This window comes from Martinezella rhizogenes (assembly GCF_027460065.1).
In the GTDB taxonomy this organism is placed as follows: Bacteria; Pseudomonadota; Alphaproteobacteria; order Rhizobiales; family Rhizobiaceae; genus Agrobacterium; species Agrobacterium rhizogenes_C.
On record NZ_JAPYZZ010000015.1, the window covers coordinates 50,423 to 62,658 of the forward strand.

Sequence of the window (12,236 nt, forward strand, 5' to 3'; positions counted from 1 at the left end):
ATCTCGTCCTTTGCGTTGTTTTTCAGGCACATGTCAGAGCGGGAGAAGGGCCTGGGCCACCACTCCCGAGGGCACCGCGCGGCCCAGCTGGCGGACACGCACGGAAATGTGATCCCGTAGCTGCGGGAAATCTGTGAGTTCGTCCCCTGCGGGGTAGAGCCAGAAGGGTTCCGGCACCTCTACCGCACGGCGCACGGTCCCGCCGTCCATCACCTCGACGCGATAAAGCTCGAAAGGCTCGTCGAGCGGAATGTCGCTCGCATCCCAGCCATCGGCCTCCACGCGACCTCGACGCTTCCATTTGACGAGAATGCCGTCCCGCTGACGCTCACCGGAAAGATGCACCGGCGCAAGCGGGGTCTGCGCCCGCACGCCGCCCTCAAAGGCAAAAGGCCCGGCTGGTGCGCCCGCCATGCCCGCCGCCTCCGCAATCCAGTTCAGGCGTCGCCCGCGCTCGCTTGCGGCAAGGCCGAGCGGCTGCACCGCCGCATCGAGAACCACCACCGGAGCCCCCTTCGGCGCACCTGCGGCAAGCGCATCCTCCGTGCCGGCGAGCCCCCGAAGGAGCGCGGAGAGCCGCCAGCGCGAAGGTGCGATTTCCTCGGCCTTTGCGAAGGCGACGATCTCCCACACGCCATTTGCGGCCTTGATGGCGAGACGGTTCTCGCCATCAAGCACCGAAAGCTCTGGGACCGAAGAGACTTCACCGGCGGGCAGATCGATCAGGATGGTGTCCTTGCGGTCAAAACGGCCGGGGGGGCCTGATACCAGCGGCTGTGCCAACGTGCCGATCATCGCCGGTCGGTCCAGCAGCACACGCTGGCTATACCCTTCCGTGCCTGATGATGAAGACACGACGATCGGCCGCCAGGGTTTTGCGAAGGCGGCAATCCGCGCCGACTGTTCCGGCGCGGTGCCATCATGGAATGGCAGATCGAGAAACAGCACCTCCGGGGCGAAACCTTCGGCGCCGCTTGCGCCGGCGCTGCGCCGCTCCTCCGCACCGCCGGCGGCGGCTGAAAAGGCAGGGGAAAAAGCCCGTGCCTCCACCTGCCGCACCGCGCCGTCCTCGATGCGACTGACCAGAAACCGCCCGGCAGGCGTCTGCGGAAAGACGCCCTCCGAGAGGCGGATGCAATCGCCGGGTTCAAGCGTGATATCGGATGGCGGCAGGGCGAAACGCAGGCTGCGCCGCGCCTGGCGGTTGTCACGCAGCAGCGCCTCCACGGCCGCTTCCGCCGTTTCCGACTGCAAGGCGGCGTTGAGATCGAGCCGCATCACCCGGCTGCCGGCATTATCGATGCGGCGGGAACGCGCGCTCGCCTGCTCATAATCGAGCACCGGATTAAACGAGGTCAGCACGGCTTCCGTCGCGAAATCGCTGTCATGGCCGCGATTTTCAGACCAAAGCGGCTCGTCCTCGATATCCGCCAGCACGGCGATATCGCGGACGGGCATGACTGCCTTATTGCGGGAGCGGAAGCGGAGGGTTCCGCCGTCCTCCGCCACATCCACCTGAAACGCCGCCATCAGCGGCTCCAGCAGATTGCGGGCCGAGGTTATGTCGCCCTGCACGTACCCCGTCAGATCGCCGCTGACGGCCGAGACGTCGAAGGCGGAAAAGCCATGATCGATCAGGATGGCGGCAATGGTGTCGGCCAGTGTGGCCGTTCCCAGCCGACCATTCAGCCAGTGGCCGGTGCGCCAGTTTGCACCATCACTCCAGACTGCGCCATTCTGCGGAAAGGCGGGGAAAGGCCGCGCATCCCAGGTCCAGAGATAGACACGGTTCTTCTCCACCATCGCTGCCTCGCCTTCACCCCAATGGTCGAGATGCGCCTCCAGAAACCGCCGCTGCTGGCTGTCTGCCCGGTTGCGACGGGAAAAATGGGGAAAGGCGTTTTCCGCCGATTTCGGATCGGGAAAGACATTGGGGCGCGTGGCGCTCTTATCCACCGCCGGGCAGCCGAGTTCGGTGAACCAGATCGGCTTTGCGCCCGGCACCCAGTCAGTGGGTGTGGATTTCTCCACACCACGCACCCGGTCATAGTGCAGGTTGCCCCACCAGTTGCGAAGGTCCTTGTAGCGGAACACCCACGGCTTGCCCTTCAGCCCATCCGTTATGGGTGTGCGCCGCCGCGCCGCGCGGTCGGCATCGCTCACATAATACCAGTCGAAACCCTCGCCTGCCGTCATAGTACGGTGAAACGCGCTCGCATCATCGGGGCCGGCCATCCCATCGGGATTGCCATTGGCGGCATCCTCGTCACGCCAGTCGGAAAGCGGCATGTAATTATCGATGCCGATGGCGTCGATATCAGGGCTCGCCCAGAGCGGATCGAGGTGGAAAAACACGTCGCCCGAACCGTCTGCCGGCTGGTGGCCGAAATATTCGCTCCAGTCCGCGGCATAGGTGAGCTTCGTCGCCGATCCGACAATGCTGCGCACATCGCGTGCCAGCCGCAGCAGTTCCTCAACGAAGGGAAAGGCATCGTTCTGGTCCCGGAGGGCGGTGAGGCCGCGCAGTTCCGAGCCGATCAGGAAGGCATCCACGCCGCCCGCCTGCGCCGCAAGCGCTGCATAATGCAACACCATGCGGCGGTAGCCTTCCTCACGGTTGCAGAAGGCGGAAACCTGCGCCCGCGCAGCCGCACTACGGTTCGGGGAGCCGGCTTTGCCGGGTGCGGGAAAGCCGGTGATGCGGCCACGCCAGCCATAAGCGGCCTGCTCGCGATCGCCATAGGGGTCAGGCAGGCCGTTGCCGGCGGGCACATCCATCATCACGAAAGGATAAAGGCAGACCCACAGGCCCCGAGCCTTGAGATCGGCGATGGCCTGCAACACGCTCTCATCATCAGGCGTGCCGCCATAGGCCGGGCCGCCGCCATGATGGCTGACCAGATGCGCATCAACGCGCGAAAGACCGGCAACGGACCATGGCGTGGTTTCCCCGTCGCGGGCCGCCACTTCCACGCCTGGCAGAATGCGGCATTCACCCGCCCGCATATCCGTGCCGAACCAGCTCACGACAAGCGCCACGCTTTGGAGATTGGGGCAAAGCGCCTGCAATTCGTCGATCGCCGCCTGCCAGTCGGTCGCGGCGGTGAGATTGTTGCGGTTCAAGATGCGGCTTTGGCCGATCCCCGTGCGCTCGCTGACCTGTGTGGTGGCATAACCGTGTTCGGTCGCACCGGGAATGACGGTGATGGCGCTGATCTGGCGTTCAAGCTTTCCGACCGGCCGCACGACTTCGAACTGCATCAGTGGAATGCGATTGCCATAGGCCTCAAGCGGCAGGCGTTCGAAGACGACATAGGCCAGTCCACGAAAGGCGGGTGCGTTGCCAGTCCCCTGTTTCGCTTCGATCAGCGGATCGGGCAATTGCGTCTCGCTGCCGGGATAAAAGCGCATCTCGACGCCGGTGAGATCAACTTCACGCCCATCGGCCCAGACGCGCCGCACCAGGGCCGCCTCGCCTTCGCAGAGGCCGATGGCGAGATTGGCGAAATAACGGAAGCTCTCCACCTTGGGGCCGCGATTGCCCTTGCCGCCACGCCGCTGCACCTCGACACTTTCCTCGAAACGTGTCGCCCAAATGAGCGTGCCGCCGATCCTCGCTGTGCCATAGAGCCGGTTAATAGCAGCGCCCTCATCCGCACCGGGAATCCGCGCCGTCGCAAGCCGCGCACCTGCTACCGTGCGGCCGTTCGAAAGCAGCGCGCGGTCGACGGCATTGCCGGTCAGTGCGCCGGCCGCCCGGCCGATGATGGCGCCAACGGGGCCAAAAATGCCGCCGAGTGCCGCGCCCGCCGCCTGAAAAACGATTGTCGCCATGTTCGCCTCGAAAAATGTCAGGGATCGGGAAAACGAAACGCCCCGGCAATACGCCGCTTCCAGCCCGGCACCAGCGCCGACCGCACCACCGCCGCCTGTTCATAGGCGTGGATGAAATGCTCTGACCCGGCGAGGATGCCGAGATGTTTCGCTGCCGCATCGGCGCGCCAGCGAAACAGCAGCAGGTCTCCGGGCTGCGCCTCTCCCATGCCCGGCACCGTCAGAAAATGGCGCTTCGCCGCCACCATCAGCCGGTCCTCGCCGCCGCGTTCGGCCCAATCAGGCGCATAGGGCGGCGGCAATTCCGGTTCGTGCCCGTAGAGCCCGCGCCAGACGCCGCGGATCAGGCCGAGGCAATCGCAGCCGACACCCTGCAAAGAGGCCTGATGCCTGTAGGGCGTGCCGATCCAGCTTTCGGCCAGAGCGAGCACCTTTTTCGCCGTATCATTCATGGAAACAGCACTCCGCCGTCGTGGCTCTGGCCGCCGCTTGCGTAGGAATAGGCAAAATCCGCACCCGGCAGATGCGGAAAGCCCCGGAAATTCAGGTGATTGCCGAACTTCGCCTTGCAGGTGGCGAAACTCTTGTCGCAGCCGGCAGTCACGGAAAAGCGATCTCCCGGCGACGGCATCCGGTCCGGCGTCAGCCAAAAAGAGAGAAGTACACCGCCGTCACGCCGCTCGTGGCCGTCAAGGTCGAAAGCCTTGCCAGCGAGACTGCCGGTCAAAAATCTGAGCTTGCCGCGGCTGAAGAAACCCTCGGTAAAAGCATCGAGTCCGGAGACCAGCAGTTTGCCCGAAACATCCACCGCCGCCACGTTACCATGGCCGGTGAACGGTGCGAGATCGACACCACAACGCCCGTCGCCCAAGGCTGCATCGCAGCGCCGCCCATAGCTCCTGCCCTGCGGTTGGCCAAGTCGATGGGCGATGCTGCGCAATTCCGCGCGGAAGGCCCCGCCGGCCCGCGTCACCTCGCCGATCTCGCGCAGGCTGAGCAGCACATGCTCATCCGGCGCCTGCCAGTTGACGAGGAAAAGCTCCACTTTGGCTCCATCGAAACGACCTGCGGCAAGATCGTCTTCGGCAATCGCCTCGGTGGAAAAACCGCCTGCCACCTCGCCGGCACCCGCACCCAGCCCGGTTTCGCTCTCACTGTCGCTGGCAGAAAAACCGCTTGCGGCAAGGTAGTAGGTGCCGGCGAAAGACAACGTCTCGTCATGATCGGTAAAGCCCATCACGACGCCATCCTTCAGCGTCACCCGCCAGCAATGGCAGGTGGTGGTGGCGTCGCCTTTCAGATGATCTGCAAGGGCTGCGGGCATGGTCTTCATGGCAGGATTTCCATCAGCGGAATGGAGGGAATGCGGCCGGCTTCAAAAGCGGTCAGATTGATGTCGATACGGTCGATGGCGAAGCGCACCGGCACGTCGAATTCAAAACCGGCGCGGATCACGGCACCGGCAGGCGGCGCACGCCCCGCCCGGAATGTCACCATGCCGGTCGCGTGATCGACGGACACCTCGGTCGGCGCGGCCTTCACCCCCTCGACCGAAACGATGAGCGACCCGTCGACCGGCTTGTCGATCCGTCTGGAAAAAGATCCTCCGGCATCGGCATAGGTCTTCACGAGCTGGAAAACAGTTGTCACCCCGTCACCCGTGCCGATCCTCTGGTCGGTCGTAGCGGGCGTCTCTCCCGGCGGGCAGGATTTGAAATCCACCGGATCGCGAAAACGAAAACCGTAGAGCTCTCCGCGCCGCGCCTCGAAAAAGGCCAGCACCTCGTAGAGATCAGCGACGGAGCGGATGCCGGAGCCGGCATCATAGGCGCGCCGGGCATTCCGCCAGCGCTGGTTGCGGTTTTCCCGGCCATTGGAAAGGTTGACGATATCGGTCCGGCGCACGGGCCCGCCGCTGACGCCGAGCGCCAGCCGCAACGGAAACCGCACTTCATGAAATGCCGCCATGTGGTTGTTCCTGGATTCATTTTTATGGTTCGGGAGGTGGGAGACGAGGCACCCGCCTGCGTCACAATCCCCGCTGGCCACGCCCGACGCTGCGCGCCAGCATGGCGGCAATTTGCCCTTCGCTTTTGCGGAAACTCGCCGCATCGGTGGCCGTCACGTTAAAAACGATCTGCGCCCCGCCGCCGCCCGAGGGCGCGGCGACACCCAGCGCGCCATCAGATCCACGCTTCAGCGGCAGGATCGCCTCCGCGCCGGCTTCCCCCATCAGTCCAAGCCCGCCGCCCATTGGGAAAAAGGCCGGGCTTGAGACGACCCCGCCTTCCGCAAAAGGCGTGATGGCCCGCCCCGGCACGCCGCCATCGGCAAAGGCAAAAAGTGAACCGCCGCCGTTCAACAGCCCGCCGACGGCGTTGCCGATCATGTTCTCCAGCGGTTTCAGCCCGGCCGAAAGCGCAATGCCCGACAGCCTCTGCCCGAGCCCGCGCAACACATCGTCCAGCCCCTTGCCACCCGTCGTCGCCGCCTGCAAGGCGGAGGTCAGCGCCGCCCCGAACCGCTCCGAGCGCCGTTCGAGATCACCCATCACCTCGGAAAGCACTTCAGCCTCCTCCCGGTTCTCCGCAATCGATCCTTCGCCCGCCATCGCGCTTGCCTTTCTGATTCACATTCGAGCCGTAGACTTTTGAAATGCATGATCTTCTTGATGAAAAAACGCACCCGGAGTCCGGTCATCACCCATCCGGAAACCGCCGCATCATCGCCTCCATTGCCTGACGATCAGGGCCGCGGGGAACGGCGTTGCCGCCCGTCATCGCGAAGAACTCCTTCGGCGTCAGCCGCCAGAAAGTTTCGGAAGAAAGCCGCAGCAGGCAAAGGCCGGCATGGATGACCGCCGGCCAGGGAAAGGGGCGGGTTGCCGCCTCGCCTGCTGCGGCATTCAAGGGTCCGGGGTTGCCTCACCTTTGAAGCCGCCAAAGGTGGCGGTCAGGAGATCGGCGACGATCGCGGCGTGGCCGGCGATGCCGCCCTCCACCGTCGCCGCGGCCACATCCTCGTCGGAAAACACGTTACCCGCGCCGCGCAGGCCCGCGCCGATGACCCGGATCATGTCGGCCGCCTTCATGCGGCCGCTGGCGAAACGCTCGGCGAGTGCCGTGAGGTCGTCGGCTGCAAAGGCGGTTTCGAGTTCGGCGAGCGCGCCGAGCGTCAGGCACAGGATGCGCCTTTCGCCGTCGATCAGCGCCTCTATCTCGCCGCGATGACGGTTCGCCCGTCCATAACGCAAACGCTCAGGCATCACAGCACTCCGAATGTGAGAAGACCGGCGGATTCCAGCGCGATCTCGAATTGCACCTCGCCATCGTGGCGGCCGGAATATTCGAGCGCCACGATCTGAAACGGCCCGGCAATGGTGCCGAAATCGGGAATGACGATCTGCCAGCCCGGAATGGTGCCGGCGAAAAACGCGCCGCGCACCAAAGCATCGCTTGCCTGGTCCTTGAAGATGCCGGACGCCGTCAGCGATGCCCGCTGTACACCGGCGCCGGAGAGAAGTTCGCGCCAGCGGCCGGCGCTTTGCGCATCCGTCACATCGACCGCCTGCGCGTTGAAGGCCAGCCGTTTTGTCCTCAACCCTGCCACTGTGATATAGGCACCGGCATTGTCGATCTTCAGCAGCAGGTCCTTGCCCTTCTGCGCTACCATGTTGTTTCCTTTCATCCCGATTGCTGTTGCGGGGGTGGAGCTGGCCTGCTACCAAATAGTTTCCTGCCCCTCGCACCCTGCGATCTCACCATGTCCGACGCCGCCTCCATGACGTCCCGCGTGCGCCTTATCGGCGTGCTGGCGCTTGGGCAGATCGTCAGCTGGGGTAGCGGTTTCGATATGCTGGCCATTCTCGCGCCACGGATCGGCAATGAACTGGCGATCGGCAACGAGATCGTTTTTGCCGGCCTCACCATCATGATGCTGATCAGCGCGCTTTGCGGTCCGCTGCTTGGAAGAATGCTCGTCCGCCGCGGTGCGGCACCCGTGCTGGTGGCCGGTTCCGTGCTCTTCGCCGCCGGTTTTGCCGTGCTTGCCTTTTCGGGTGGTGTCACGAGCTATCTTTTCGGCTGGGCCGTGATGGGCCTGGCCGCGACCTGCGGGTTGACGACGGCCGCCCATACGGCGGTGGTGGAGCGCGTGGGTGCGGAAAGTGGGCGGTTACTGACGCTTCTGATGCTGTTCACCGGCCTTTCAGGGGCAGTTTTCCTGCCCCTCACCGCGCTTGTGGAACAGCATCTCGGCTGGCGCGGCACGCTTGTGCTTTATGCCTGTCTGCAGATTTTCGTCCTTCTGCCACTCTATCTTTTCGTGCTTCCCGGCCGTCCGGTCCGCACGGAGGCGAAGCGGCAGCAAACAGATGCCCTTTCGTCCTCGCCGGTCGATACACGCCGGGCCTTTCTGCTACTGGCAGCCATGACGACGATCAGCGCGTTTACGACATTCGGCCTGTCGCCGCTCCTGCCGCTGCTCCTGGTACAGGCGGGAGCAGCGCAATCGCTTGCCGTGCAGCTGGCATCGGTGCGCAGCCTGCTGGCAATTACGGCGCGCGGGCTGGATTTCCTGCTTGGAAAACGCGGCAATCCCTTTGTCACGGCCGCGATCGGCCTCTGTCTGCTGTTCCTGTCGCTGCTGCTGTTGCTTGGCTTTGCCCCGGCCATGCCGTCCTTCATCGGCTTCATCGTGTTTTTCGGTTTCGGCGCCGGCGTGCTCACCGTCAGCCGGGCCGTGCTGCCGCTCGCCGTGTTTTCGCCTGAAGACTATGGTCTTCAGGCGGCGCGCATCTCCCTGCCGCAGAACCTCGCCATTGCCGTCGCACCGGTCATTTTCACACTGGCGTTGGATCGCGGCGGGGTGGCGGCCATGCTTGGGATTGCCGCTGTGCTGATCGGCATTTCGTTCCTGCTGTTGATCGCTCTCTGGCGAACCGTGCGTAGACAAGGCTCCTGAAACGGCACTATTCCGTCACGGCCCTGAAACGCATTTCCGTCACAAAATTCCGCGTCTTCGCCTCGCGCCGCGAGCGGCTGGAGAGAAGCAGCAGATTGACGAGAGAGACGCCGGCAATCGACAATGCCGCATCGTCGAGCAGGTTTTTCACCCGAGCGGCGATCTCCCCCGCATCCTTGCGGCCATTGGCATCGCTCCAGATTTGCAGCGCCAGGAAATGTTCCTCGCCCTTTTCCGTCGCCGTCGAGTAATCCCGGCTTTCGAGATCGCCGATCACGATGCAGGGCAGAACGGCGCGCGACAGAAGCCGGTCGACAATGCCGCCGGGGGTGAGCGTCATGAGCGCCGCATCGCCCGCCAGCCGCGCGAAAATCGCCTGAAGAAACGCATTGGCAGCGCTCATCGGCTTTCCTCCTCGCAACGGCAGACGATGAAGCGTCTCGTCTCATCCGGATCCATCGTCGCCCGGATCGCGAGAATGCGCCGGCCCTTGCGAAAGCGCATGCCGGTGGTGACGTCACTGCGAAAGGCCAGCCAGACGCGGTGGGTGATCGTCACACCCTCGGCAGACGCCCGCTCATGGGAGGCCTCGGAAATCGGTTCTATGGCCGCCCAGAGCGACCGCAGGACAGACCAGCTTTCCGTTGTACCGCCCTGCCCGTCGGCCGTTTCGGTGCGCAGTTCCAGTTCCAGCCGCGCCGTCAGCTTGCCGGGGTCGAGAAAAACGAGGTTCATGGCTCAAAGCCCCAGGCGGCAGAAGGGCGCCACCAGCCGTTCGTAACCGGCGGGAACCGCCGCAGGCTGGTTCTCCGGTGCGACCGCGCCGCGAAAGGCGAACATCTGCGCTACATGCATCAACATGGCGCGTTTCAGCGTGTCGGGCACATCCGTGCCGGCCTCTCCGTAACCGGCGATGAAATCAATCTCGATACCGTTCATCGCCCGGCCGGGGCTTGGCGGATCGCGCAGCCACAGCCGCGCCGGGCGCGCCACGCCGTCGACTAATCTGTCAGCGGTCGTGATGTTTGCCGCGCGGCCCTGACCGTCAAAAACCAGAATCGTTTCGATGGCTTGCACCGGTCCCTTGCCAATCAGAATCACGCCGTTCTGAGGCCACCGATCAAGATAAAGCCGCCAGGTCTGGCGGATGAGGCAGAGGCCGGTCACGCGTTCCAGGTGTTCACGGGCGGTGCGCAGCAATGCGGCCAGAAGCGCGTCCTCCTCGCCGCCGTCGAGACGCAGATGCGCCTTGACCTCGGCAAGCGTCAGCGGCTCCGCCTGCGGCGGATGAATGAGGGCATAGGTCATTGGGGTCTCCGATGAAGAGGGCGAGCGGGTGCGTCTTTCGCCTTCTCCCCGAGGGGGAGAAGGTCGCGGCAGCGGGATGAGGGGGCAAGGGCAGTGATAGACCGAGAGCTTGCCCCCTCATCCGGCCCTTCGGGCCACCTTCTCCCCCACGGGGAGAAGAACCGAGCGGCACCGTCGAGGCTCAATTCACCCCGAATTTCACCAGCTTGATCGCCTCGAAATTCTGCACGCCGCCACCCATTCGCTTGGTGGTGTAGAACAGCACATAGGGTTTCGCCGAATAGGGATCGCGCAGGATGCGTACGCCGGTGCGGTCAACGACGAGGTAACCGGCGCGGAAGTCGCCAAAGGCGATGGCGAAACTGTTGGCGGCCACACCAGGCATGTCCTCGGCCTCCGTTACCGGAAAGCCCATCAGCGAGGCCGGCTGGCCGGCGGCGGCCGGCGGGTGCCAGAGATAGGCGCCGCTGGTATCCTTGAAGCGGCGCAATGCGCCTTGCGTCTTGCGGTTCATCAGGAAGGTGCCGTTCTGGCGATGGCCGGCTTTCAGCGCATAAACGGCATCGAGCAGTACGTCCATCGGCCCGGCAGAGGCGAAACCGGCCGAAACGCCGGTTGCGACATAACCGATATTGCCCCAGCTCCAGCCATCATTGGCAACGGGGGTATAGGAGAGGAACCCTTTTGGCTTGTTGATGCCATCACCGGCGATGAAGGCTGTTGCCTCCTGCTCGGCGAAGGCAATGTCCACTTCGGACGCGATCCAGGCCTCGATATCGACGGCCGCATCATCCAGCAGGCCCTGCGTGGCCGCCGGCATGGCGTAAAGCTCCATGGTCGGGAAAGAAAGCTCCGCAAGCTGCGGCGTTGCCGTCTGCGGACGCGCCGCCGTTTCGGAGACCCAGCCGGTCGTCATGCCACCCGGCGCGAAGGGTTTCTTCAGAACGGCGGCGGAAACCTGCCGTACGGTCGCCAGCGCCCGGATCGGCGAAATCGCCGTCATGCGCCGGCCGATCTCGCCATCCGTCTCGCTCGGCAGCAGAAAACCGCCATCCGCCCCGGTCGAACCGGCGAAGGCCTTGGCCTCCAGATCGCGCAGCGCGCCTTCCTCGCCGCGGCGGATATAGGCCTCGAAAGCTGCCTTATGCTCCTCGGAATCGTGGGAAAGCGCGTCGTTGCGGCCAAGCGCAGGGCGCGCCTTCTTGAGCGCAAGGTCATCCATGATCCTGCGGTTGTCGTCGAGCGCCTTGTCGATGCGGTCGAGCTTGTCGCGGGTCACAACATCCGACCCCATCTTGCGCTCGATATCGGCAAGCCGCTGGTCGTTGGTTTCACGGAAGGCCTCGAACGCTTCCATGAAGTCGTCGAAGGCGGCCGTCACCGTATCGGGCACGGCTTTCACCTGCGGCGCGACGGTCATCGGGGCCGGTTTCGTCATCTGGTCCGTCATGTGGTTTTCCTTTTTCGTTGATACCTGAAGGGTCAGCGTTTGAAGGTTGTGTCGAATAGCGAGCGGGCGGCGCGGCGCATCGCGCGCACCAGTTCGGTCTCCCGGTCCCTGAAGAAGCGGGCATGCTTGACGTCGGAGACCCGCGCAGAAGGCAGCATCGGGAAGGTCACGACCGAGATTTCCCAGAGATCGGCCTCCAGAATGCGCCGCACACCACTGCTAGCACCCTTGCCGGAACGAACCGTGCGAAAGCCGATCGACAAGCCGTCCAGCGCGCCGGTCTTCATCAGCGAATGCACCTCGCGGGAACGGGCAACGCCGGGTGCGAGGATGCCTTCGACATAAAGACCGCGCTCGTCCTCGCGGATGGTGCGCCATGCGCCGATCGGCTCGGCCGGATCATGCTGGTAGAGCATGCGGATACCCGCCGCTCCCCGCTCCTCGATGGAACGGCGGAAAGCCCCGCGTTCGATCACGTCCTTGCCGAGATCGACCTCGCCGAAGACGCTGGCATAACCGGAAAAGGTGCCGTCGCTGGTGATGCCACGCAGTTCCAGACTGGCGAATTTGCGCGTGGCGGGACGCGGCCCGCGATAGACGTGCATGAAAAACTCCTGCGATGTGAAGAGAGGGGAACGACGTCGCTCTCAGGCTGTGGGCTCCGGGCTTCGGGCTCTGGGCT

Annotated in this window: 14 protein-coding genes; 1 reads left to right on the forward strand and 13 read right to left on the reverse strand. The window is 64.4% G+C overall.

The annotated features are described in order from the left end of the window. Positions 1 to 33: 33 nt before the first annotated feature. From O8B93_RS20465 to O8B93_RS20500, 8 genes are all read right to left on the reverse strand, one after another. A complete protein-coding gene (locus tag O8B93_RS20465; RefSeq protein WP_269711722.1) occupies positions 34 to 3,834 on the reverse strand; it encodes a baseplate multidomain protein megatron in 3,801 nt (1,266 codons plus the stop codon). 17 nt (positions 3,835 to 3,851) lie between these two features. Next, complete coding sequence (locus O8B93_RS20470; protein ID WP_269711723.1) at positions 3,852 to 4,286, reverse strand: C40 family peptidase; 435 nt, start codon at positions 4,284 to 4,286, stop codon at positions 3,852 to 3,854. Further along, positions 4,283 to 5,167, reverse strand: a complete 885-nt coding sequence (locus tag O8B93_RS20475; RefSeq protein WP_269711724.1) for a DUF2163 domain-containing protein — start codon at positions 5,165 to 5,167, stop codon at positions 4,283 to 4,285. The genes O8B93_RS20470 and O8B93_RS20475 overlap by 4 nt, the downstream gene beginning before the upstream one ends. Further along, a complete protein-coding gene (locus O8B93_RS20480) occupies positions 5,164 to 5,802 on the reverse strand; it encodes a TIGR02217 family protein (RefSeq protein ID WP_269711725.1) in 639 nt (212 codons plus the stop codon). Before O8B93_RS20480 ends, O8B93_RS20475 begins: the two co-directional genes overlap by 4 nt. A 61-nt stretch (positions 5,803 to 5,863) precedes the next feature. Beyond that, positions 5,864 to 6,445, reverse strand: coding sequence for a phage tail tape measure protein (locus O8B93_RS20485; protein WP_269711726.1), 582 nt, complete (start codon positions 6,443 to 6,445; stop codon positions 5,864 to 5,866). An 88-nt stretch (positions 6,446 to 6,533) separates the two neighbouring features. Continuing rightward, positions 6,534 to 6,743 (reverse strand): rcc01693 family protein, encoded by a 210-nt coding sequence (locus tag O8B93_RS20490; RefSeq protein WP_269711727.1) that lies wholly within the window; start codon positions 6,741 to 6,743, stop codon positions 6,534 to 6,536. Then, entirely contained in the window at positions 6,740 to 7,099 is a 360-nt protein-coding gene (locus O8B93_RS20495) for a gene transfer agent family protein (RefSeq protein WP_269711728.1), read from the reverse strand. The genes O8B93_RS20490 and O8B93_RS20495 overlap by 4 nt, the downstream gene beginning before the upstream one ends. Further along, a complete protein-coding gene (locus tag O8B93_RS20500) occupies positions 7,099 to 7,506 on the reverse strand; it encodes a phage major tail protein, TP901-1 family (RefSeq protein ID WP_269711729.1) in 408 nt (135 codons plus the stop codon). The genes O8B93_RS20495 and O8B93_RS20500 overlap by 1 nt, the downstream gene beginning before the upstream one ends. A 90-nt stretch (positions 7,507 to 7,596) precedes the next feature. Here O8B93_RS20500 and O8B93_RS20505 point away from each other — a divergent pair, with 90 nt between their 5' ends. Next, complete coding sequence (locus tag O8B93_RS20505) at positions 7,597 to 8,796, forward strand: MFS transporter (RefSeq protein WP_269711730.1); 1,200 nt, start codon at positions 7,597 to 7,599, stop codon at positions 8,794 to 8,796. A gap of 7 nt (positions 8,797 to 8,803) precedes the next feature. Here the strand turns inward: O8B93_RS20505 and O8B93_RS20510 are convergent, their stop codons facing one another. The 5 genes from O8B93_RS20510 to O8B93_RS20530 all read right to left on the reverse strand — a co-directional run bounded on the left by O8B93_RS20510 (position 8,804) and on the right by O8B93_RS20530 (position 12,159). Continuing rightward, entirely contained in the window at positions 8,804 to 9,199 is a 396-nt protein-coding gene (locus tag O8B93_RS20510; protein WP_269711731.1) for a DUF3168 domain-containing protein, read from the reverse strand. Continuing rightward, complete coding sequence (locus tag O8B93_RS20515) at positions 9,196 to 9,531, reverse strand: phage head closure protein (protein WP_269711732.1); 336 nt, start codon at positions 9,529 to 9,531, stop codon at positions 9,196 to 9,198. The genes O8B93_RS20510 and O8B93_RS20515 overlap by 4 nt, the downstream gene beginning before the upstream one ends. A 3-nt stretch (positions 9,532 to 9,534) precedes the next feature. After that, the gene (locus O8B93_RS20520; protein WP_269711733.1) at positions 9,535 to 10,104 is read right to left on the reverse strand and encodes a head-tail connector protein; all 570 of its coding nucleotides are present in this window, start codon (positions 10,102 to 10,104) and stop codon (positions 9,535 to 9,537) included. A 181-nt stretch (positions 10,105 to 10,285) separates the two neighbouring features. Further along, the gene (locus O8B93_RS20525) at positions 10,286 to 11,554 is read right to left on the reverse strand and encodes a phage major capsid protein (protein ID WP_269711734.1); all 1,269 of its coding nucleotides are present in this window, start codon (positions 11,552 to 11,554) and stop codon (positions 10,286 to 10,288) included. Between the two features lie 32 nt (positions 11,555 to 11,586). Further along, complete coding sequence (locus O8B93_RS20530; RefSeq protein WP_269711735.1) at positions 11,587 to 12,159, reverse strand: HK97 family phage prohead protease; 573 nt, start codon at positions 12,157 to 12,159, stop codon at positions 11,587 to 11,589. Between the last annotated feature and the right edge of the window lie 77 nt (positions 12,160 to 12,236).

Bases quoted from the DNA above. Each gene is read 5' to 3' on its own strand.
- O8B93_RS20465 (WP_269711722.1), bottom strand. From the start codon at position 3,834: ATGGCGACAATCGTTTTTCAGGCGGCGGGCGCGGCACTCGGCGGCATT.
- O8B93_RS20470 (WP_269711723.1), bottom strand. From the start codon at position 4,286: ATGAATGATACGGCGAAAAAGGTGCTCGCTCTGGCCGAAAGCTGGATC.
- O8B93_RS20475 (WP_269711724.1), bottom strand. From the start codon at position 5,167: ATGAAGACCATGCCCGCAGCCCTTGCAGATCATCTGAAAGGCGACGCC.
- O8B93_RS20480 (WP_269711725.1), bottom strand. From the start codon at position 5,802: ATGGCGGCATTTCATGAAGTGCGGTTTCCGTTGCGGCTGGCGCTCGGC.
- O8B93_RS20485 (WP_269711726.1), bottom strand. From the start codon at position 6,445: ATGGCGGGCGAAGGATCGATTGCGGAGAACCGGGAGGAGGCTGAAGTG.
- O8B93_RS20495 (WP_269711728.1), bottom strand. From the start codon at position 7,099: ATGCCTGAGCGTTTGCGTTATGGACGGGCGAACCGTCATCGCGGCGAG.
- O8B93_RS20500 (WP_269711729.1), bottom strand. From the start codon at position 7,506: ATGGTAGCGCAGAAGGGCAAGGACCTGCTGCTGAAGATCGACAATGCC.
- O8B93_RS20505 (WP_269711730.1), top strand. From the start codon at position 7,597: ATGTCCGACGCCGCCTCCATGACGTCCCGCGTGCGCCTTATCGGCGTG.
- O8B93_RS20510 (WP_269711731.1), bottom strand. From the start codon at position 9,199: ATGAGCGCTGCCAATGCGTTTCTTCAGGCGATTTTCGCGCGGCTGGCG.
- O8B93_RS20515 (WP_269711732.1), bottom strand. From the start codon at position 9,531: ATGAACCTCGTTTTTCTCGACCCCGGCAAGCTGACGGCGCGGCTGGAA.
- O8B93_RS20520 (WP_269711733.1), bottom strand. From the start codon at position 10,104: ATGACCTATGCCCTCATTCATCCGCCGCAGGCGGAGCCGCTGACGCTT.
- O8B93_RS20525 (WP_269711734.1), bottom strand. From the start codon at position 11,554: ATGACGGACCAGATGACGAAACCGGCCCCGATGACCGTCGCGCCGCAG.
- O8B93_RS20530 (WP_269711735.1), bottom strand. From the start codon at position 12,159: ATGCACGTCTATCGCGGGCCGCGTCCCGCCACGCGCAAATTCGCCAGT.